Source organism: Mesotoga infera, from assembly GCF_900157305.1.
GTDB lineage: Bacteria > Thermotogota > Thermotogae > Petrotogales > Kosmotogaceae > Mesotoga > Mesotoga infera.
In genome coordinates, this window is record NZ_LS974202.1 from 289,263 (window position 1) to 309,483 (window position 20,221).

Below are 20,221 nucleotides of genomic sequence, written 5' to 3' on the forward strand. Positions count from 1 at the left end.
AATCAACCCTTAAGACCTGTTAACGTTATGCCTTTGACAAACTGCTTTTGAGCTATGAAGTAAGCTATCATTATTGGCAGAGTAGCCACTACCGTGGCGGCCATGAACTCGCCCCACTGAATGCCCCCCTCGGATTTGAACATGGCCAGTCCAAGCTGAACGGTACGCATCTCCGGTTCACTTATTACCAGAAGCGGCCAGAAGTAATTGTTCCAGGACCACATGAAAGAAAAGATTGCTATAGTTGCCATCGCCGGCCTTGTCAGTGGTAAAAAGACATTCATCAGTATCCTGAGAGCACCACATCCGTCTATCGTGGCGGCATCTTCAAGATCCTGAGGTATGGTGAGAAAGAATTGTCTGAGGAAGAATATGGAAATCGCCGTCGCTGCATGCGGTATTATAAGACCGGTATAGGAGTTTTCGAGGTTAAGGCTCATGACTACAAGGTACTGTGGAATCATCACCACCTGTTGAGGCACCATCATCGTAGCTAGAAAGGTATAGAATAGCAGGTCCCGGCCTTTGAACCTCATTCTGGCGAAGGCAAAGGCGGCCAGCGAGGCAGTCCCCAGCTGGAGAAGAGTAGTGACGCTGGCCACTACTGCGCTGTTTAGGAGATACCTGGCGAACGGTACTTTTCTGAAAACGCTCAGATAGTTCTTGATAGTGAACTGCCGTGGTATCAGCGAGAAAGGGTTCTGGAGTATCTCTCTCAGGTCTTTGAAGGAAGTCATTAAAGACCAGAAAAATGGGAAGATCATGACCAAAGCACCTGCGATAAGTATTACATACTTAATCGTCTTGAATCTCCTTCTATTCATAATGAACCCTTCTTTCGAGAGTTTTCACTTGGAAGGCCGTCATCGAGATCACGAAAATGAAGAGCACGAAGGCCATCGCGGCCGCGTAGCCGAAGCGGTAATAGGCGAAGGCCTCTCTATAAAGCCTGAAGACAACTACCGAAGTAGTATTAAGCGGACCGCCTTCGGGCGTCATCACCATCACCGGACCGAAGACCTGAAAGGAGTTTATGCTGAACATAATCAACAGAAAAAAGGTTGTGGGTGATAGGAGAGGTATGGTTATCTTTCTGAGGCACTGGAATCTCGTTGCCCCGCTCAGAGAGGCGGCCTCGTAATACGTTTCTGGAATTCCCTGCATACCTGCCAGATAAACCACCATGGCGTAACCGACGTTTTGCCAGATTCCCATGAGTATTATCACAAAAAGCGCCACGCTGGGGCCCTGGAGTATTTTCGGAAGCTGTATGCCTGTCCAGTTGAAGAGAATTTGCACAATTCCCTCGGGATTTGTCAACCAGTTCACGTACTCCCCTCCCATGGATCTGATCAGATGATTGACATAACCCAGCTCGGTACTGAAGAGAAAACTGAAACCCATTCCGGCGGCTATTGGTGAGGTGACTACCGGGAGAAAGTAAACAGTCCTGAAAAAACCTATCCCTTTCAAAGTCGCATCGTTGAGAAGTGAAGCGAAAAGAAAACCCAGAACGAGAGAAAAAGGCAGAACGCCTACAATGTAGTAAGCGGTGTACAACATTGAATCCCAGAATTCCGGAGAACTGAGTATCTTCGCATAGTTTCCCAGACCCACGAAAGTCATACCGGGCGAGAGGTCCCACTCGTGAAGACTTATAAAGAAAGAGTAAACGAGCGGGTAGAGAAGAAAGAAAAAGATAACCGCCCCCGCCGGTAAAATGAAGAGATACGGAGTTATCCTCCTTCTCATGGCTCATCGCTCAGATCATACCGGAATATATGAAACACCTGCCCTTTCATTTCTCTCGTACTAGATAAATACTAACATCTCGGCTCAGCAAATCAATCACCGATAACCGGATTCTAACGAATAAAGCGCCGAAAGTTTCTCTATTCGCAACGGCATATGTACCAGCCGCTAGTCGCGGAAAGTCTGACTCTATCTACAACCGGATAGAAGCTTTTAAGTTCTTCGTAAGCAGTAGATACGAAATTCCTGTAATCGCTCCTCTCGAGAAATTCGACGAACGAGACCAGGAGGTTTTTATTGGGGAAGAATTCGTGAAGTATCATCTCCTTCTTGCAGATTCTTTTCGTTTCTTCGTAGAACCTGACCCTTCCATCGATTTTGTGTCCGTGTAACACATAAGAGGCTACCAGGAGATCGAAACTGTTGTCTTCAAAAGGAAGATCCTCGAAAAAGTCTGCCCGCATCACTCTGACTCCTGTTCCGGCCAGATTTCTCCTGGCTATCCTCACCATGTTACTGGAAGCATCCACGGCAGTTACTTTTATACCCAGCTCGCTCAAGGCTCTGGCGAAGGCTCCGGTCCCGCAACCTATGTCGATCGCTCTTTCGATCTTGTCATCAAGTCTCCAGTAGTTCTCCTTCAGGAGCCTTCTGTAATTCTCCAGCTGCGATCTGAAAGCCATATTATAAAAAGGTGCGATAACTGAAAACAGTCTAATGTGGTTCTTTCTCTCGATCATTTTTCTCTCCTCAAAGAGATACTATCAGAAACACGCGATCGATTCAGGTTAAATTTGGAGATAAGAAAATAGGAGGTTGACACTCATATAAGTAATAGTGTATCATATATGTACTAAACATATAAGGAGGCGAATATAATGCCCTATGGCTTTGGTTACGGGAATCGTTTCAGAGATGGTTCATGCAGGTTCTTCGGTTATGTTCCCCGAGGTGGAGGAATAGGTGGAAGATGGCCCGGTTCTGCCAGAGGAATGGGATTCTACGGTAGAGGATTTTACTATGATTATCCAATCACTCCCGAAATGGAACGAGTCGATCTTCAGGAGTACAGAGATTATTTAAACAATGAGCTCGAGCTCATCAAATTGGAGATCCAGAAAATCGAAAAAAGACTGGAGGATCTGGAACCCCAATCCAAAGGAGAGTGAGAAACCATGCCATGGAGAGATGGAACCGGACCTTCAGGTCAAGGTCCGATGACAGGTCGGGGAATGGGGAACTGTGCACCAAAAGACTCCGTAAGCGGGCTGGACGTCACTCGGATTTACGGGGGGAGAATGTTTTTCGGCGGGGGCTTTTACCTTCGCGGATTTAGGCTTGGGTTAGGCTTGAGTACTGGTCACAGAAGAGGATTCAGGCTCGGGAGACGGGGGTAGGAGCCTTTGGTTGTTGCCGTCATAAGCGGCAAGGGGGGTACGGGAAAGACCACTCTAGCCACTAATTTTGCTAAAGTCCTCTCATCCACTCGTAAAGTTCAGCTGCTCGATGCCGATGCCGAAGAGCCAGACGTCCATCTCTTTTTCCAAGTCTCAAAGTATTACGAGGAAGAAGTCAGGCTCATGCTTCCGGTGATAGACAAAGAAAAATGCACCCTGTGTGGAGAGTGTGCAAGAAGATGCCAGTTCGGAGCCTTATCGGTTTTTAATACAGGAGTTATGGTATTCAACAACCTCTGTCACGGTTGCGGCCTGTGTTTCAACATTTGTCCCGAAAGAGCCATTGTTGAAATGCCGAAGACCATAGGGAGGGTCGAGCTGGGTAGAATAAGTGATAACCTTTACCACGGCATGGGTATTCTTGAAATCGGAGAACCATCCCCGGTGAGGATAATCAGAGCCCTGAAGAAGCACATCGACCCGGAGAAAGTTGTGATCCTCGATTCTCCGCCGGGAACGTCTTGCCCGGTAGTTGAAACGTTGAGAAAGGTCGATTACGCCCTGATGGTGACAGAGCCGACACCATTCGGACTGCACGATTTGAAGCTGGCGTTGCAGATAGTCAGGGAGATGAAAATTCCCTTCGGCGTAGTCATCAACAGAGATGGCGGAGCTTATTCGATGATCGACGAATTCGCCAGCGAAGAAAAGATAGAGATACTCGAGAAAATACCTTTCAAGCGTGAGATAGCGAAAGCATATTCCAACGGTGTACTTTTCACCGATGTGCTTCCAGAATGGAAGGAACGCTTCGAGAGGCTGTACGAAAAAATCTTAAAATCCTCGGAGGTGGTTCGGTGTTCCAGATAGCGATAGTGAGCGGAAAGGGAGGCACCGGAAAGACCACCCTGGCCGGCTCTCTATCTTTTCTCTTCGATAACCACGTGATGGCAGACTGCGACGTCGATGCCCCCAACCTTCATCTTTTGATGGAGACTGAAAAGATCTCCTCCTTCGAATACTACGGGGGTAAGAAAGCCGAGATTTCCAATGACTGTATCTCGTGCGGTGTTTGCGAAAAATACTGTCGATTCGATGCACTTATTCGCGGAGGACCTTACAAAGTCGATCCGTATGCCTGCGAGGGTTGTGGAGCCTGTCTAGTCGTCTGCCCGGCGAAGGCGATAACACTCAGAGAAAACAAATCCGGCGATTATTACCTTTCCAAGTTCAATGGTACTCCTCTCGTACATGCCCTCCTGTATCCCGGCGAGGAAACATCCGGAGGTCTGGTGGCAGAGGTTAGAAAGCTAGCTATCACCGTTTCCGAAGAAGAGAAGAGATATGTCGTCATCATAGACGGAGCACCGGGAATCGGCTGCCCGGCAACCTCTTCCATAACCGGGGTTTCATACGTGGTTGTGGTTTCCGAACCGACCGTATCGGGATTGCACGACTTAGAGAGAATAATCGAGACCGTCCACCATTTCCGGAGGGACTGCGGAATCGTTATAAACAAATGGGACATGAATTATGAGAAGACCTTACAGATCGAGAGCTGGTGCAGGGTAAACCGAATACCCGTGCTTGGAAAGATCCCTTATGACGAGAAAGTCGTCGAGGCCACAGAGATGGGCGTTCCGGTCGTATCACTCGATGGTTCCGGGGCGGCAGACGGTATAAGAGAGATAAAAAACAAACTGGAGAACATAATGATTTCTGGAGGTAAGAGATGAAGATCGCTATTCCAGTAAAGGAAAAATCGCTAGACAGCTTTCCCGACGATCGCTTCGCCCGTGGAAGGTATTTTTTGATATACGATCCCGATTCCGAAGAACAAGAATTTATCGATCTATCGATAGAGGCCGCACACGGCGCTGGACCAGTGGCCGTTAATTTTCTGGCAGGCAAAGGCGTGGATACTATAATCGCCTTCCATCTGGGTCAAAATGCCCTTCAGGCGATAGAGGTAGCCGGAATCGCCTTTTTTGAAGCCAGAGAGGAAACGGCGCGCGAAAATATCGCAAGGGTTCTGAGTCACAGAAGCAAAAGGTGAGATCAACGTCCGCTTTGCATGTTTGACCGCTTCCGGGATAAAATAGATCTCGGGGTGATGAGTTGAAAAGAGAACAACTCGCTGCGCAGTTCGATCTGCTATCGAGATTGCTCAAAATTTCCAGGGACAATCCTTTCAAAATCAGGAGCTATGAGTTTGCGGCAAGAACCGTACGGAACAGGCTCCCCGAAGGGGAGTTGACCGAACGTGAGATCCACGACCTTTCCCGGTTGAAAGGCATAGGTAAGGCCATAACCGAGAAATCGCTCGAGTTCCTGCGTGAGGGAAAGATTTCTAAGATCTCCGAGCTGGTCAAGGCGATGCCTCCGGCAATCTTGGAACTCGCTTTGGATGGTACCCTAGATCCTGAAACTATAGCCTTCATTTGGAAAGATGCCGGTCTCGACGAAAGCGAATCTATACTGGCTTTTCTGAAAAAGCAGAGAGAAGATCTTAAGTTGAGCCGGGAGGAGCTGGCCAGACTCGAAGAGAGATTGAAAAGAGGGCCCTGAGGCCCTCAGAGTGAGTATATGTGTGAATACTTGTCTTTGATGTACCTTATGAAATATTCGGGATCCAGTTCTTTTTCGGTAACGACTTTCAGCAGTTCTTCAGGGCTGTAACGTCTGCCCTGGCTGTGGATGTTCTCCCTGAGCCAGTGTAATAGGGGTTTCAAGTCGCCCTTTTCGATTTTTCCTTCAAGATCTTTTATGTCGCTTTTTGCTTTTGCGTAGAATTGTGCAGCGTAAAGATTCCCGAGCATATATGAGGGGAAGTACCCTATCATTCCAGAGGGCCAGTGGATATCCTGCAGCACACCATCGCTGAAGTTGGCCGGTTCAATTCCGAGATACTCTTTCATCTTTTCGTTCCACCTGGCCGGAAGTTCTTCCACCTGTATATCGCCTTTCATAAGACCTTCTTCAAGCTCGAATCTCAGCATTATGTGGAAGTTGTACGTTACTTCGTCGGCCTCGATCCTTATCAAGGAGGGTTTAACGCTGTTGACGCTTCTATAGAACTTCTTGAGGGGCACGTTTTTGAAATTCGACGGGTAGGCCTTCTGAATATGCGGATAGAAGAATTTCAAAAACTCTTTGCTGCGCCCCACAATGTTTTCCATCATTCTCGACTGAGACTCGTGAATACCCAGAGACGTCGCCTCGTACAGAGACGTACCCTTCAAATGGGCGGGCAATCCCTGCTCGTATATAGCGTGACCCCCTTCGTGAAACGAACCAAAAAGCGACGGAGTGAACTCGTCTGGCTGATACTTGGTGGTAACCCTGACATCGCCGACCCCTATTCCTATCGTGAAGGGATGAACCGTCTCGTCAAGCCGACCGGCTTCGAAATCGTAACCGATGAATTTGAGGGCTTTGTGGCTCAACTTCTCCTGGGCCTTTCTTGAAAATTTTCCCTTTAGCAACTCGGTTTCGGGAGCCTTTCCCTCCGTAATGAGCCTTTTCAAAAAAGGCACCAGTTCCTTCTTGAGAGGCTCTATTATTTCGCGCAACCGTTTCGCAGTCATACCCTCCTCATAACCTTCCAAAAGGGCATCGTAAGGGTTTTCCGCAAAGCCGTAAAGACTGGCCATCTCTCTGGAAAGACTCACGATTTCTTCGAGGTAAGGTGCGAACCCTTCGAAATCGTTTTCCACTCTGGCCTTTTCCCAGGCCTTCTCGCTCCTGACGGTCAGCACGGTGAATTTCTGATAAAGCGCCGGTGGAATTGCCCTGGCCCTTTTGAAGGCTTTGGCAGAGACTCTCACCATGGCCTTTTCATCATCGCCGAGAGAGTTGTATGTCTCCGGCTCGCTAAGCTTTTCCAGGATCGACCCCAGCTCGTCCGAGACTCTTTTTTTGAAGGCCAGTGTAGATATATAACCGAGGGCTTCTGCGCGCATTTCGTTGCCCTTGGATGGAAGATACGTACGCATATCCCAGGCCATGATGGCGGCCGCACTGTTAAGGAAGGAAAGTTCCGTGTATTGGGAATTCAGTTCTTCGATAAGACTCACTTTTGCACCTCCAATTTTCGCAATTATATCACGCTGTTCATTCGGTTTTTTTCCCTCCTACCATCGCCTTTCGATCCGGAAAGATCGCAACTATGAGAAAGGAAACGAAATAGGGTATAGTTAGCAGCAGTTTAGGGGAGATCTGTGTCGAAACCTGAAGGAAAATCGAAAGTTCTGTCACGAAACCCAGCATTAGAGCCGAGAAACCGATCAGAAAAGGCCTGTCTCTCCCCATTATTATCGCCACCAGAGCTATCCATCCTCTACCACCAGACATATTGGCCACGAAGAGTCCCAGCGGTAACGAAAGTGAAGCTCCGGCCAATCCGGAAAAAACACCTGCGATAATAAAGGATACAAGTCTCACTCTGTTTACATGTACACCCGAGTAGTAGGCACTCTCCTCATCCATACCACAGGCTCTCAACTTCAGTCCGAATGAGGTTCCCCTCAGAACGAACAACAAGAGCAAAGGCGAAGCGATCGCAAGATAATCGAAGAAGTTCAGGTTGTTGAGAAATCCGAGAAAATCGAGACTCGAAACGGCCGGGCGTGGTGCTCCAGGAAAAACCACGGTTCCTTTGCTCCTGAACCAGAGATCGGTGAGCATTACGGTAAAACCACTAGAGAGGAGGTTGGTGGCTATCCCGGCAATGTAAAGGTTCGCCCTCATGTACCTGACCATTACGAAAATCAGCAGAGAGACAGCCACCGATGTTGCGATCGCCATGATGGTGCCGGCTGTTACACTGGAAGTCGCGGATGATACGACCACCCCAGAGAAGGCCGAAAAAAGTATCATTCCTTCGAGACCGATGTTTAGCCAGCCCGAAAGCTTTGTCACAAGACCACCACAGGCGGCGAAAACAATCGGGGTCGCGTTTCTCAACGTATCGTTCACAAAGGCCTCAATCAACCTTCCCTCCCCCCTTCATAAAAGAGAGTACGGCTTCGGCAGTTACAAGATAGAACACCACTGCCTGAACGATCCTGGATATCTCGGGTGTAAGACCGGCTTCGAAAGAGGCTATTTGCGCACCGCTTTCGAGATATGCAAAGAAAAGGGCCGCCGGCACTACCCCCAGAGGATGGTTTCTGGCAATGAGGGCGACTGCAATTCCGTTCCAACCATAACCCCCGGAGAAGCCCCTAAGAACCCTCCCATGTACGCCAAGCACATCGACTATACCGCCAACGGCGGCCAGCCCTCCGCTGAGAAACATGGACCAGAAATAAACGGCTTTAACATTTATGCCACCGTAATAGGCGAATCTGGGACTCTTACCTGTAACGCGAAAATCGTATCCTGGTCTAGTCCTGAACATAAACGCCCAGAGCAGAACCGCCATGATCAGTGCCAGGAAGAGTCCCGAATGAAGACTCGAAGGTTCCAGGATTCTGGGTAACATGACTTCCTTTCCAAGACTCATAGAAGCCGCCAGACCCGAAGGTCCATCGTTGAAGGGACCTTCTATTATGTAATCGACTACCAGTACGATTCCGTTGCTCAGGAGGAGCGAAGAGATCAACTCGTTCACACCTCTGAAGCCCTTCAAGAGCCCGGAAATTCCTGCAATTAGGGCTCCGGAGAAAAAGCCAGAGAGTATAACCACCGGTAATATTAGAAGTGGAGAGGTTCCCCCCATACGGACACCTATATATGTTCCAACAAGTGCTCCAAGATATACCTGGCCCTCAAGGCCAAGGTTGAAACTCGAACTGGAGAAGGCAACGGCTGCCGCAAGTCCCGTAAAGATAAGAGGGACCGAGGCCGAGAGTAAGTTCCCGAAGTAGAAGGTGTTCGTAAAAACGGAAAGAAAGAAGGCGAAGATTGCCTCAAGCGGTTCCTCCACAGTCATGACGATCACTATAAATCCAACGGACAGGGCGATCACAAGAGTCGAGAGTGTCCTGGCAATCACAAATACCCTACTAACTCTCACTTATTTTTCACCTCCGCCGTTCCCTGGAGATAACGGTTCAACATCGATCTTCCGATTTCCCCCGTATTCGGTAGATCCACAACTATCTCACCGTCGTACATGATCAATATCCTGTCGGCAATTGAAATAGCCTCGTCCAGATCTCCCGTGAATAGAACTATGGAGAGATTCTGCTTGAGTGAGAGAAGCGTTCTGTGAACCATCTCGGCGTGCTTGACATCCAGACCTCTGGTAGGCTCGCTCAGGAGTATCAAATGGGGGTTGCCTGAGATTTCTCTGGCCAGTATCGTTTTCTGTAAGTTGCCACCCGAGAGCGTTCCTGCCAGGTCGTCTAGAGAGGAGTATTCGACACCGTAGCTCGAGAGAAGTTCACGGGTCCAGGTTCTCAACGGTCTTTCTTTCAGAAAAAACCTTTCCCTGACCCTGTTCAAAACAACGTTATCCATTATCGAAAGACCTGCACAACTCGCGATCGTATCCCTATCGCCTATCAAAGCCGCGACTCCGATCTTTCTGAGATCGGCTGGCGTCCAGCCGGTAATATCTGTATCGTAGAGATGTACACTCCCAGAAAGTACTCTTCTCATGCCAAATAAACTTTCGAGAAGCTCTTCCTGGCCGTTTCCAGAGATGCCGGTTATAACGAGTATTTCGCCCACTCTGGAAACAAAGGAGACGTTCTTCACCGCCATAAGCCCCCTGTACCGGCCTTCAACCTGAAGCGATTCAACCCGAAGAACCTCTCCGGTATCCGTTGACTTTCGATCTCTAAATCCTGCGATCGCCAAATCCTCTCCAGCCACGAGGGTTCTTAGCATCCCCTCCGTCACTTCTCCCTTGCGGAAAGTTCCGGTTATTCTCCCCTTTGCCATGATCGATATCCTGTCGGCAATTCTGTAGGCTTCTGGCAGTTTGTGTGTTATAAAAATCACGGTCTTTCCGCTTTCCTTGAGCCTGGCTATGATATCCATCAATTCTTTTCTGTCGCAATCGGGGAGAATGGCCGTCGGTTCGTCGAAAATGATCAATTCCGGAGACCTTATCAGCACACGAAGAATTTCGACCTTCTGCCTTTGAACTACCGACAGGTCTTCAACCCTGACGTGCGGTTCTATACCCATACCGAACTTTTGGATGGCCTCTTCGATACTCTTACGGCTTTGCTTACGCCCAAAGCCAGATATATCCATACCCAGAAGTAAATTCTCAGCAATCGTAAGTTGCGGTATTACTTTCAGCTTCTGTGATACCAGACCGATACCGGTCCGGATGGCTTCGGTGGGATTGGCTGGAGAGTAGTCCCTGCCATTTATAAACATCTTGCCGCCATCGGCTCTCTCGATCCCGGCAATTATCTTCATCAGTGTAGTCTTACCTGCAGCATTTTCACCAAGGAGTACGTTCATCTCTCCGGCGTATATATCAAGAGAAACACCGTCGAGAGCTCTGACTCCGTTGCTTTTGTAGGTCTTTTGAACATTGCGCATACTGAGGAGTATCTCTTCCAACAGGCTCACCATTTCCCGGCAGGATTTAATATACTCATTGATAATGTTACCATCAAAGAATAAAAAAACGGGAAGCTGTTTTTTCAGCTCCCCGCAGCAGGAATATTTTTCAGGCCAACTCTTCTTCTTCGAACTGTGCAGAGACGGCCGCTTCTTCGATCTGCAGATTCGCATACATGTCGAGACCGGTTCCGGCCGGTATCAACTGTCCCACTATCACGTTCTCTTTAAGACCGAGTAGATAGTCACATTTGCCGGCCACAGAGGCCTCTGTAAGAATCTGCGGTGTTTGCTGGAACGATGCAGCAGATAGCCAACCTTCACTTTCCAGAGAGGCTTTGGTTATTCGCAGGAGCTTCCTCTTGAACTTCATGAGATCTTTTGGCATTATCTGCACCCTTTTCTCGGGAATAACGGTGTCCGGATTCAGATCTTCGATCAACTTTTGGTATTGATCCTCTTCGACATCGTATATCGAGATCTGCTTGACACCGCTCTTGAGGATCTTGCCAAGAAGTTCTTCGGTTATCGGCTCACCTTCGGAAGCGATTTTCTGAATCTTCCCATCGGCATCTTCTCCCAGAACCCTTCTGGCAAGTCTCTTGTCCATAACATACTCTCTGTTTTCCTGAACCTTACTGTTGGCCTCTTCAATCGTCTTGTTTATCTTTCTAACCTCTACTATGTCCAGAAGATCGCCTGGCAGGAAATCGGTATCTCCGGGGTCTGTGAGCTCGACCTTCGAGAGCATCTGTCTTATTATCAGCTCGAAATGCTTGTCGTGTATTTCGACGCCCTGTTCTGCGTAGACCCTCTTGATCTCTGTTAGGAGATAGAGGGCCGTTTGAACCAGGCCGAGCTTCTCCATGAGTTTCCTTGGTCTGACGGTTCCGGTAGTTATCGCTTCTCCTTCGACGACTTTATCGCCTATCTCTATCTTCGGCTTGATGGCCGATGAGAGATCGTACTCGCTGATACGGCCATCTTTTGTCTCGACGTAAACCTTGCGTCTCCCCTTTTCGTCGGACACAAGATCTTTTACGAAGCCTCCGTCGTCCTTTTCTATGAAGAGGGCCTCGGGATCCTTAAGTTTCTTTCTGGCTTCGAAAAGCTCTTCGGCCCTTGGAAGACCTCTGGTTATATCCTGTCCTGTTGCGATACCTCCGGTGTGGAAGGTTCTCATAGTCAGCTGTGTACCGGGTTCGCCGATCGATTGAGCCGCAATGACTCCTACGGACTCACCGACATTCACGATCTCATGGTTGGAAAGGTCCATACCATAGCACATCGCACAGACGCCGTTGTCGGACTCACAGGTCAGAACCGATCTCACCTTGATTGACGGTCTCACGAGGACTTTAAAGGTTTCGTTTGCCTGAAGTTTCTTGGCGGTCAGTTCATCTATCTTTTCCTGGTATTTGATTATAGTTTCATTGTTGCTGTTCTTCACAGTAGTACCTACGAACACCTGTCCGACACACTGATAGGTCATCACTTTCACTTGTCCGAGATCGGAGTTCTTTAGCTGGTGAAGAAGATCGCTGCCGATGTGGGTACCGGATTTGTAAGACTTCTCTCCGAGCGTTATATCCTCATTGAGCTCTGTGTAGCTCGTCAATCTGGTCACCTTGGACAGGTTCAGAACGTCCTCGCGTGCCACATCGACCTCCGTGCTGAATTTCGAGAGGAAGGAGGCGTCCTCGTCTCTTATCATGGTATCTCGCGAATACTCCTTACCCGTTTTTGAGTTCTTCAGCACCTTGCCGGTTCTGGGGTCAATCACGTCGGTTGCTAGAACCCTTCCAAAGAGGAAGTCCTCCAGTTTCTCTATCGTGACACCGTCGGCCAAAAGTTCGATCGCTTCGATTCCTTCATGAGTGCCGCAGTTGGGCGTCGTAACGGTTATCGTCTGAGAGACATCGACCAGTCTCCTGGTCAGATAACCTGCGAATGAGGTTCTCAAGGCAGTGTCGGCAGAACCCTTTCTGGCACCGTGCGTCGAGGTGAAGAATTCGAGTTCAGTCAAACCGTTTCTGAAGTTCGACTTTATCGGAACTTCTATGGTCTTTCCTGAAGGATCTGCCATCAATCCTCTCATCCCGGCCAGTTGCTTTAGCTGGTCTATGTTTCCTCTTGCACCTGAATCGACCATCATAAATATCGGGTTGAAGGGGCACTTCTCGAATTCACCGTAGGTCTTGTCCATGATATCGCCCGTAGTATCCGACCAGATACGGATTATCTCTTGACTCCTGCCCTCTTCGGTCAAAAAGCCCGATCTGTAGAGACTCTCGACCTGGTTGACCCTCTTTTGGGCAGCGGCGATCACTTTGTCTTTTTCCGGATAGACGACTATGTCTTTTATCGAGATTGTCAGACCGGAGTAAGTGGCGTAGTGGAAACCCAGCGACATCATGTCGTCGAGAAGGTTGGCCGTTCTGTCTATCCCGTATTCGTGGAAACAGTCGTAGATGAGTTTCTTTATTGCCTTCTTGTTGAACTTCTTCGAATAGTCTCTCAACTTCTCTGGCACGATCGTGTTGAAGATTATTCTTCCGACCGTTGTGAGTGTGAGTTCACCGACCGTGGGATCGGGGTCCAGTTTGACCAATATAGGATCGTGCAGAGATATGAAACCTGTATCGTAGGCCATGAGAGCTTCGCCTGTCGAGGAAAACTTCCAATCCACCCACTCAAGCGCTTTTTCTCTGACCCTTCTCCTCGCCTCGACTCTGGTTACTTTCTCATCCTTCAACAGTTGAGCGTAGTAACCCATTATTTCTTTTTCCATCTTCTCGTACTGCTGATCGACGGTCGTGAGATAGTAAACCCCGACTATTATGTCCTTTCCCGGCATCGAGATCGGTTTGCCACTGGCCGGTGAAATGACGTTGTAGCGGCTGAGCATAAGGAACTTCGCTTCCGCCTGGGCAGCGGCAGAAAGTGGCACGTGTACGGCCATCTGGTCTCCGTCGAAATCGGCGTTGAACGGAGCGCAAACCAATGGGTGAAGCTGTATGGCGTTTCCTTCGACCAGTCTGGGTATGAAGGCCTGAATCGAGATCCTGTGGAGCGTGGGAGCTCTATTTAGAAGCACGGGATGTCCTTTTATTACGTCTTCGAGCACTTCCCAGGCCTCAGGCATTTCCTTCTCTATTATCGTTTTCTTGAGCTTTCTTGCGGTCTTACTCGACTCGCTACCATGAAGCAACTTGGAGAGAACGAAGGGTTTGAACAACTCCATCGCTACTCTCTTGGGGATTCCACATTCGTGAATCTTCAGATCCGGCCCTACAACGATAACGGCTCTACCGGAATAATCGACTCGCTTACCGAGGAGATTTCTCCTGAACCTTCCCTTCTTTCCTTTGACCAGATCTGTCAGAGATTTAAGGGGCCTTCCCGATTTGTCGGATACGGCCTTTCCAACCCTTCCGTTATATATGAGCGAATCGACGGCCTCCTGGAGCATCCTCTTCTCGTTTCTGATTATTATGTCAGGGGCTCCGATCTGCAAGAGTTTAGCAAGACGGTTGTTTCTGTTTATAACCCTTCGGTACAGATCGTTGAGATCGGTAGTGGCGAACCTTCCGCCTTCGATCTGAATCATGGGGCGCAGATCGGGCGGGATGACGGGTACAACGTCCATCACCATCCACTCAGGCCTGTTCTTGGAGGCTATGAAGTCTTTTACGTACTTCAGTCTTCTAAGAAGCTTGAGAGCTCTCGCGCTGCTCTTGGGTATGGACTTCAACTCGTGTTCGATCGCTACCTGCAACTCCTCGAGATCCATTCCCTGAAGCAGCTTTTTTATCGCAGCCGCACCGTAATCGCAGGTGATCTTTCCCGGATATAGCTCCCTGTAAGCCTCGTACTCGTTCTCGATGAGCACCTCGCCCACCGTTCTGCCGGTCTCTGCAGCGACGGATGGATCGATCTCGGTGATTATCACTATCGGCCTGTCGCTCTCTGTGTCCGTTTCCACCTCGAACTTCCCGGGATAGTATTCGTCGAAAACTCTATACTCTGTCGCAGAAAGGACCTCATCTTCGAAGAGAAAGCGATCGGCCAGAGTGTCTCCCTTGTGAACTTCATCCCCGTTCTGAACGTAAACCAGAGAACCCTCGAAGGTGGGATACTTCTTCTCGATACCGGTCTCATCCTTGATGATTATCCAGTTCATCTCTCTCTGCGTATTGCTATCGATTTTTTCGATCATTACCTTCCCATCTATATCTGTAGTAACGGGACCCTGAGGAGATTTGACCTTGTAACCCTGTTCCACTTCGAAATCCAGTTTCTTGGTGTATATCTCGTATTCGGTCTGATACATCGTCATGCCCGAGAAGAAATCGGTTTCTTTCGGGTTGGTAACGACATAAAGCCTTTCGATGACTCTTTTGGAGCCATAATAGATTATGTTTTCCAGATCTTTGGCCGGTATGTTCAGAAGAGAAGAGAGAACGCTCGGCGCGCTCTTCAGGTACCAGACGTGTGTAACTGGCGCAGCCAGTTCGATGTGACCCATTCTTCTTCTTCTGGCCTCTTTGGACTCGACCCTCACTCCACACCTTTCACAGATGGTGCCCTCGTACTTCTTGCCCTTGTACTTTCCGCAAGTACATTCGTAGTCTTTGGTCGGTCCGAAAATCTTCTCGCAGAAGAGTCCATCTCTTTCGGGCTTGAAAGTGCGGTAATTGATCGTCTCCGGTTTCTTTACCTCACCGCTCGACCAGCCTCTAATTCTCTCCGGCGAGGCGATGTTTATCTGGAGAGTGTTGACTTTTCTTTTATACGTGCTCACAGGCATCTGCTTCCCTCCTTGAGGGGTAGCTCCCTTCTATTTATCTTCATAATTTATCCACATCCAGTTCGACGCTGTTCTGGTCGAAGACCTTAACATCCAGAGAGAGACCCTGGAGTTCCTTTATCAACACTTTGAAGCTCTCGGGAATTCCCGGTTCCGGTATGTTAATACCCTTCAATATAGCCTTGTACACATCGTTTCTGCCTTTTATATCGTCGGACTTTATGGTCAGCATTTCGTTGAGTGTGTGGGCCGCTCCGTGGGCTTCCAGCGCCCATACTTCCATTTCTCCAAATCTCTGGCCACCGAAATGAGCCTTTCCTCCAAGCGGTTGCTGGTGAATCAGTGAGTAAGGGCCGGTGGAACGGGCGTGGATTTTGTCTTTGGCTATGTGCACTAGCTTGAGCATATACATGATTCCAACGACGACCGGGTAGTCGAACGGTTCGCCGGTTCTACCATCTCTCAGAGTCACTTTGCCAGACTTCTGTCCCTCACTGTCCCCTTCGTCTAAACCGAGCTCTCTTCTCACATGGTAAAGCTCCGTCATTATCTCTTCTTCGGTTGCACCGTCGAATATTGGAGTCGCGAAGTACCTGTTGGTAAGCTTTCCGAGCCAGCCCAGATGAGTCTCCAGAACCTGTCCCACGTTCATTCTAGAAGGAACGCCGAGCGGAGAAAGCACTAGCTGAATGGGTGTACCATCTGGAAGGAAGGGCATATCTTCCTTTGGAATAATGTTAGAAACGACGCCTTTATTTCCGTGGCGACCGGCCAGCTTGTCTCCGACATCAAGCGGCTTTCTGATGCCTACGAAGACTTTGACGAGTTTGTTGATACCCGAACCAAGTTCCGAGACTTCCTCCTTGTCAAAGACTTTAACATCGATTACCCTGCCTTCAACACCGTGCGGGAGTTTCAAAGAAGAGTCCTTGACATCCCTACCCCTGTCTCCAAAGACGGATCTGATTATCTTCTCTTCTGGTGTCGTTTCAGACTCTCCTTTGGGTGTTACCTTACCGACAAGGATATCCTGTGAAGTCACGTAAGCTCCTACCCTTACAATTCCGTTTTCGTCAAGGTTCTTGAGTGACTCCTTTGAAACGTTCGGGATATCGGCAGTGATCTCTTCGGGTCCCAATTGAGTGTCTCTTGCGATAGTTTCATACATCTCCACGTGTATCGTGGTGAAGGTATCCTCACCGAGGAGCTCCTGGTTCACAAGTATGGCGTCCTCGAAGTTGTAACCCTCCCAGGGCATGAAGGCCACGAGGACGTTCTTTCCAAGGGCCAGCTCGCCCATATCCGTCGAAGGGCCGTCGGCTATTGGATCTCCTTCTTTGACGATCTCTCCGACCGATACTATGGGTCTCTGATTAACGGCCGTGTCCTGGTTCGTTCTGACGAACTTTTGGAGAAGATATTCATCTTCCACCGGTTTTCCGTTGATATCCAGAACAGGTTCGCCTTTTTCATCCAGTCTATGAATCGATATCTTCCTTCCATCGACCTTGCTTACACGACCGCTGTGTTTGGCCAGAACCACGTAACCGGAATCTCTCGCGGCGACACCTTCGACACCTGTACCGACTATGGGAGCTTCGGATTTTACCACCGGAACGGCCTGTCTCTGCATGTTAGAACCCATGAGAGCTCTATTAGCATCATCGTGTTCGAGGAAAGGTATCAAAGAGGTCGAAATCGATACGATCTGTTTGGGAGAAACCGACATATAATCGACATCTTCCTTCTTGACGTATCTGACCTCACCGGCGTATCTTATTTCCACGCTGTCGTCGGCAATTTTGCCGTTGCTGTCCATCTTAACGGTCGAATGCGCAATGTTGTATCTTTCCTCTTCATCGGCCGCCAGATAAACTATGTCGTCGGTGACTTTTCCCTTTTCAACCTTCCTGTAAGGTGTGAGGAGAAATCCGTACTTGTCTATCGTCGCGTATGTGGCCATCGATGTCATGAGCCCAATGTTAGCACCTTCGGGAGTCTCTATCGGACACATCCTTCCATAATGAGAGTGGTGAACATCTCTGACTTCGAATCGGGCGTGTTCTCTCTTCAATCCCCCTGGACCGATTGCCGAAAGTCTTCTCTTGTTCGTCAGCTCAGCAAGAGGATTGACCTGATCCATGAATTGCGACAGCTGACTTGTGGCAAAGAACTGGTGTAGAGTAGTCATAAGGGTTCTCACGTTCACCAGACTCTGAACGGTTATCTTGTCGAAGGAAGTGTATATGGTCAACTTCTCTTCGAGGAGTTTGTGGATTTTTATGAATGCTTTTTCAAACTCCGTTTCCATAAGTTCTCCGACAGTTCTGACTCTCTTGTTTCCGAGATGGTCCTTGGTGTCAAGTAGTTCGGGCCGGCTCTCTATCTCGGTCAGATGTCGGGCTGCAAGAACTACGTCCAGGGGTGTCAGCATGCCCGATGTTTCCGCATAATCGGTGTCTTTGCTCACCTTTTTACCTTCCACTTCTCTAAGGTAATCCTGGTAAACTTTCTTCAGTCTGGCGTTTACCTTGTATCTGCCGACATCGGAAAAATCGAATCTGTCTGGACTGAAATAGAGGTTGTTTATGTAGCTCTTGGCAGCGTTTATTCTGGGTATCTCTCCAGGTCTGAGTTTTCTGAATAGCTCTATAAAGGCGTCGTCCTCGCTCATACCCTGCCCGTAGGTCTTTTGAAGCGCAAGATAAGTTTTCATAGCTATGGGCAGCGGAAGACTGACAGTCTTGACGTCGGATTCGATAATTTTTGCTATCATCTCTTCTGTCAGCGGTTTTCCCTTTTCAGCTATCACTTCTCCTCCGGGGGTTCTGATCTCTTTCAGAACTATGCTGCCAACGTTGGCCAGGAGTTCGTCCTCGTCGGTAGCATCTATTACGTTTTCGAAAAGCTTCAACAGCTCAACGTCATCTTCATAGCCCAGAGTTTTCAAGAAGACGAAGAAATTCAACTTTCTTCTTCGGTCTATTCTGGCCTGCATTATCTGCTTGTTTGGATTTAAAAGGATTTCGAACCAGGCACCCTTCACCGGAAGAAAGTGGGCAACGTATATGGGGAGGGAACCCGAGGCTGCTTTCGTTGGTTCATCGACGAAGTATACGCCGGGAGATCTTACCAGCTGATTGACGATGACTCTTTCTGCACCGTTGATTATGAAGGAGGCGTTATCGGTCATATAGGGAAGATACCCGAAGAAGGCTTCCTCTTCTTTGATCTCTCCGGTGTAAAGATCGGTGATTCTCACAGTTACGTACAGGGGTACCGAGTAAGTGAGACCCTTATCTTTGCACTCCTGTATGGAATGCTTCGCCTCACCTATACGGGTTGCAACGAAATCCAGCGAGAAGCCTTTTTCACCCTTCTTGAGATCGGATCTCTGGATCTGCGACTTGATGGGTGAATACTTCTTCAGAACACTCAAAAGCCCTTCATCGATGAACCTGTTGAAGGAACGAGTCTGGATCTCAATGAGATTCGGGATTTCAAGAGGTTCATAAACTCTTCCAAAGACCCACCGCTCTCTTTTGCCAAAATTGGCCTTTCTCATCAGATCACCTCTCGTACATTTAAGCACACCAAACCCACATCAGAGAAACTCTCTGATGTGGGTGTAGAAAATTATATCGAAACTATGTAACCAATCAATTGCCTAATTACTTCAGTTCGACTTCGGCGCCGGCTTCTTCAAGTTGCTTCTTGAGCTCTTCAGCCTCTGCCTTGGGCATATTCTCCTTGACCACACCCTCAGGCGTGCCTGCCTTCTCGACGAGATCCTTGGCTTCCTTGAGACCAAGCCCGGTGATGGCCCTTACAACCTTGATAACATCTATCTTCTTCGCACCGAAGGATTTCAGGACAACCTTGAATTCGGTCTGCTCTTCTTCCTCCTCAACGGCCGCTCCACCGGCTACAGGAGCTGCAGCTACCGCTACTGGTGCCGCAGCGCTGACACCAAACTCCTCTTCCAGGGCCTTTACAAGCTCCGCAAGCTCGGCTACCGTCATTGCTTTTATTGCACTAATGAGTTCTTGCTTATTCATCTTACCACACCTCCGCCTTTATTATTCTGCTTTTTTATCCTTAATTGCATTCAACGCGTACAGAAATTTCGTGAGTACACCATTCAAAGTGTAAACCAATCCGGTTATCGGAGCGGCAAAACCTCCGACTACCATGGCGATCAACTGGTTTCTCGATGGTAGCTTGGAAAGTTCGATAGCCTGGTCTCCCCTGAAGAAACCTCTCTCAAGGTACCCGCCTTTGATTATCGGGAGAATCTTGTTGCCTTTGTTGAAATCGATCATTATTCTCAAGGCCGAAACTGGATCTTCATCATCGATCGTGAGAACGGCCGTCGTACTCGAAACGGTCTCCACCCATTCCGATTCCTTATAGCCAGCGTTGTTTAGGGCGAGTCTTACTAGCGTGTTCTTGGTAACGCTGAACCTGGCCTTGTCGCCGTAATTCTCGTAAAGCTTGTCTCTGAACTGGGTTATCGCATCGACTTTCATTCCCTTGTATTCAGCAAAAAGTATAAGAGAGGCTCTCTTATAGCGGTCGGTCAGATCCTGAACGATCTCTTCTTTTCTGGCTCTGGTAAGCATTTATCGCACCTCCTTTCAAAAAAGCGGCCCCATGAATCGAGGCCGCAGAAGGTAATATGACTTCTACGTACCTCGGTAGGCGGCGATTGGCTCTTAAATACCTACTGTCTTCG

17 protein-coding genes and 1 other annotated feature (1 of these 18 running past the window's edge) are annotated in these 20,221 nt (G+C 48.7%); of the genes, 6 read left to right on the top strand and 11 right to left on the bottom strand.

Annotated elements, in window-relative coordinates; translation table 11 throughout:
* Positions 1 to 2 precede the first annotated feature (2 nt).
* From MESINF_RS01335 to MESINF_RS01345, 3 genes are all read right to left on the bottom strand, one after another.
* Complete coding sequence (locus MESINF_RS01335; RefSeq protein ID WP_169698171.1) at positions 3 to 824, bottom strand: carbohydrate ABC transporter permease; 822 nt, start codon at positions 822 to 824, stop codon at positions 3 to 5.
* Positions 817 to 1,752: a carbohydrate ABC transporter permease gene (locus MESINF_RS01340; protein WP_169698172.1), complete on the bottom strand. Its 936-nt coding sequence runs from the start codon at positions 1,750 to 1,752 to the stop codon at positions 817 to 819. Before MESINF_RS01340 ends, MESINF_RS01335 begins: the two co-directional genes overlap by 8 nt.
* 140 nt (positions 1,753 to 1,892) lie before the next feature.
* The gene (locus tag MESINF_RS01345) at positions 1,893 to 2,492 is read right to left on the bottom strand and encodes a class I SAM-dependent methyltransferase (RefSeq protein WP_231936800.1); all 600 of its coding nucleotides are present in this window, start codon (positions 2,490 to 2,492) and stop codon (positions 1,893 to 1,895) included.
* Between the two features lie 138 nt (positions 2,493 to 2,630).
* On the opposite strand from MESINF_RS01345, the gene MESINF_RS01350 reads away from it, so the two are divergent.
* The 6 genes from MESINF_RS01350 to MESINF_RS01375 all read left to right on the top strand — a co-directional run bounded on the left by MESINF_RS01350 (position 2,631) and on the right by MESINF_RS01375 (position 5,717).
* Positions 2,631 to 2,921 (top strand): DUF5320 domain-containing protein, encoded by a 291-nt coding sequence (locus tag MESINF_RS01350; RefSeq protein WP_169698173.1) that lies wholly within the window; start codon positions 2,631 to 2,633, stop codon positions 2,919 to 2,921.
* Between the two features lie 63 nt (positions 2,922 to 2,984).
* Positions 2,985 to 3,149 (top strand): hypothetical protein, encoded by a 165-nt coding sequence (locus MESINF_RS01355; protein WP_231936930.1) that lies wholly within the window; start codon positions 2,985 to 2,987, stop codon positions 3,147 to 3,149.
* Positions 3,150 to 3,155: 6 nt separating this feature from the next.
* Positions 3,156 to 4,019, top strand: a complete 864-nt coding sequence (locus tag MESINF_RS01360) for an ATP-binding protein (RefSeq protein WP_169698175.1) — start codon at positions 3,156 to 3,158, stop codon at positions 4,017 to 4,019.
* Positions 4,007 to 4,885, top strand: a complete 879-nt coding sequence (locus MESINF_RS01365) for a nucleotide-binding protein (RefSeq protein WP_169698176.1) — start codon at positions 4,007 to 4,009, stop codon at positions 4,883 to 4,885. The genes MESINF_RS01360 and MESINF_RS01365 overlap by 13 nt, the downstream gene beginning before the upstream one ends.
* Positions 4,882 to 5,205, top strand: a complete 324-nt coding sequence (locus MESINF_RS01370; RefSeq protein WP_169698177.1) for a NifB/NifX family molybdenum-iron cluster-binding protein — start codon at positions 4,882 to 4,884, stop codon at positions 5,203 to 5,205. Before MESINF_RS01365 ends, MESINF_RS01370 begins: the two co-directional genes overlap by 4 nt.
* Positions 5,206 to 5,267: 62 nt before the next feature.
* The gene (locus MESINF_RS01375) at positions 5,268 to 5,717 is read left to right on the top strand and encodes a DNA polymerase IV (family X)-like protein (protein ID WP_169698178.1); all 450 of its coding nucleotides are present in this window, start codon (positions 5,268 to 5,270) and stop codon (positions 5,715 to 5,717) included.
* Between the two features lie 5 nt (positions 5,718 to 5,722).
* Here the strand turns inward: MESINF_RS01375 and MESINF_RS01380 are convergent, their stop codons facing one another.
* From MESINF_RS01380 to rplJ, 8 genes are all read right to left on the bottom strand, one after another.
* Complete coding sequence (locus MESINF_RS01380) at positions 5,723 to 7,225, bottom strand: carboxypeptidase M32 (RefSeq protein ID WP_169698179.1); 1,503 nt, start codon at positions 7,223 to 7,225, stop codon at positions 5,723 to 5,725.
* 37 nt (positions 7,226 to 7,262) lie between these two features.
* A complete protein-coding gene (locus MESINF_RS01385; protein ID WP_169698180.1) occupies positions 7,263 to 8,141 on the bottom strand; it encodes an ABC transporter permease in 879 nt (292 codons plus the stop codon).
* The gene (locus MESINF_RS01390) at positions 8,134 to 9,168 is read right to left on the bottom strand and encodes an ABC transporter permease (protein ID WP_231936801.1); all 1,035 of its coding nucleotides are present in this window, start codon (positions 9,166 to 9,168) and stop codon (positions 8,134 to 8,136) included. The genes MESINF_RS01385 and MESINF_RS01390 overlap by 8 nt, the downstream gene beginning before the upstream one ends.
* Positions 9,165 to 10,676: an ABC transporter ATP-binding protein gene (locus tag MESINF_RS01395; protein WP_169698181.1), complete on the bottom strand. Its 1,512-nt coding sequence runs from the start codon at positions 10,674 to 10,676 to the stop codon at positions 9,165 to 9,167. The genes MESINF_RS01390 and MESINF_RS01395 overlap by 4 nt, the downstream gene beginning before the upstream one ends.
* Positions 10,677 to 10,785: 109 nt before the next feature.
* The gene (locus MESINF_RS01400; protein ID WP_169698182.1) at positions 10,786 to 15,486 is read right to left on the bottom strand and encodes a DNA-directed RNA polymerase subunit beta'; all 4,701 of its coding nucleotides are present in this window, start codon (positions 15,484 to 15,486) and stop codon (positions 10,786 to 10,788) included.
* Positions 15,487 to 15,526: 40 nt separating this feature from the next.
* A complete protein-coding gene (rpoB, locus tag MESINF_RS01405; RefSeq protein ID WP_169698183.1) occupies positions 15,527 to 19,051 on the bottom strand; it encodes a DNA-directed RNA polymerase subunit beta in 3,525 nt (1,174 codons plus the stop codon).
* Between the two features lie 106 nt (positions 19,052 to 19,157).
* Positions 19,158 to 19,544 (bottom strand): 50S ribosomal protein L7/L12, encoded by a 387-nt coding sequence (gene rplL / locus MESINF_RS01410; RefSeq protein ID WP_169698184.1) that lies wholly within the window; start codon positions 19,542 to 19,544, stop codon positions 19,158 to 19,160.
* A gap of 21 nt (positions 19,545 to 19,565) precedes the next feature.
* Positions 19,566 to 20,108 (bottom strand): 50S ribosomal protein L10, encoded by a 543-nt coding sequence (gene rplJ / locus MESINF_RS01415; protein ID WP_169698185.1) that lies wholly within the window; start codon positions 20,106 to 20,108, stop codon positions 19,566 to 19,568.
* 8 nt (positions 20,109 to 20,116) lie between these two features.
* Positions 20,117 to 20,221 (bottom strand) — a sequence feature (ribosomal protein L10 leader region) (it continues 19 nt past the right edge of the window).

Excerpts from the sequence above, each read along its gene's own strand:
- MESINF_RS01335 (WP_169698171.1), bottom strand. The coding sequence starts at position 824 with ATGAATAGAAGGAGATTCAAGACGATTAAGTATGTAATACTTATCGCA.
- MESINF_RS01370 (WP_169698177.1), top strand. The coding sequence starts at position 4,882 with ATGAAGATCGCTATTCCAGTAAAGGAAAAATCGCTAGACAGCTTTCCC.
- rplJ (WP_169698185.1), bottom strand. The coding sequence starts at position 20,108 with ATGCTTACCAGAGCCAGAAAAGAAGAGATCGTTCAGGATCTGACCGAC.
- MESINF_RS01355 (WP_231936930.1), top strand. The coding sequence starts at position 2,985 with ATGGGGAACTGTGCACCAAAAGACTCCGTAAGCGGGCTGGACGTCACT.
- MESINF_RS01350 (WP_169698173.1), top strand. The coding sequence starts at position 2,631 with ATGCCCTATGGCTTTGGTTACGGGAATCGTTTCAGAGATGGTTCATGC.
- MESINF_RS01400 (WP_169698182.1), bottom strand. The coding sequence starts at position 15,486 with ATGCCTGTGAGCACGTATAAAAGAAAAGTCAACACTCTCCAGATAAAC.
- rplL (WP_169698184.1), bottom strand. The coding sequence starts at position 19,544 with ATGAATAAGCAAGAACTCATTAGTGCAATAAAAGCAATGACGGTAGCC.
- MESINF_RS01340 (WP_169698172.1), bottom strand. The coding sequence starts at position 1,752 with ATGAGAAGGAGGATAACTCCGTATCTCTTCATTTTACCGGCGGGGGCG.
- rpoB (WP_169698183.1), bottom strand. The coding sequence starts at position 19,051 with ATGAGAAAGGCCAATTTTGGCAAAAGAGAGCGGTGGGTCTTTGGAAGA.
- MESINF_RS01345 (WP_231936800.1), bottom strand. The coding sequence starts at position 2,492 with ATGATCGAGAGAAAGAACCACATTAGACTGTTTTCAGTTATCGCACCT.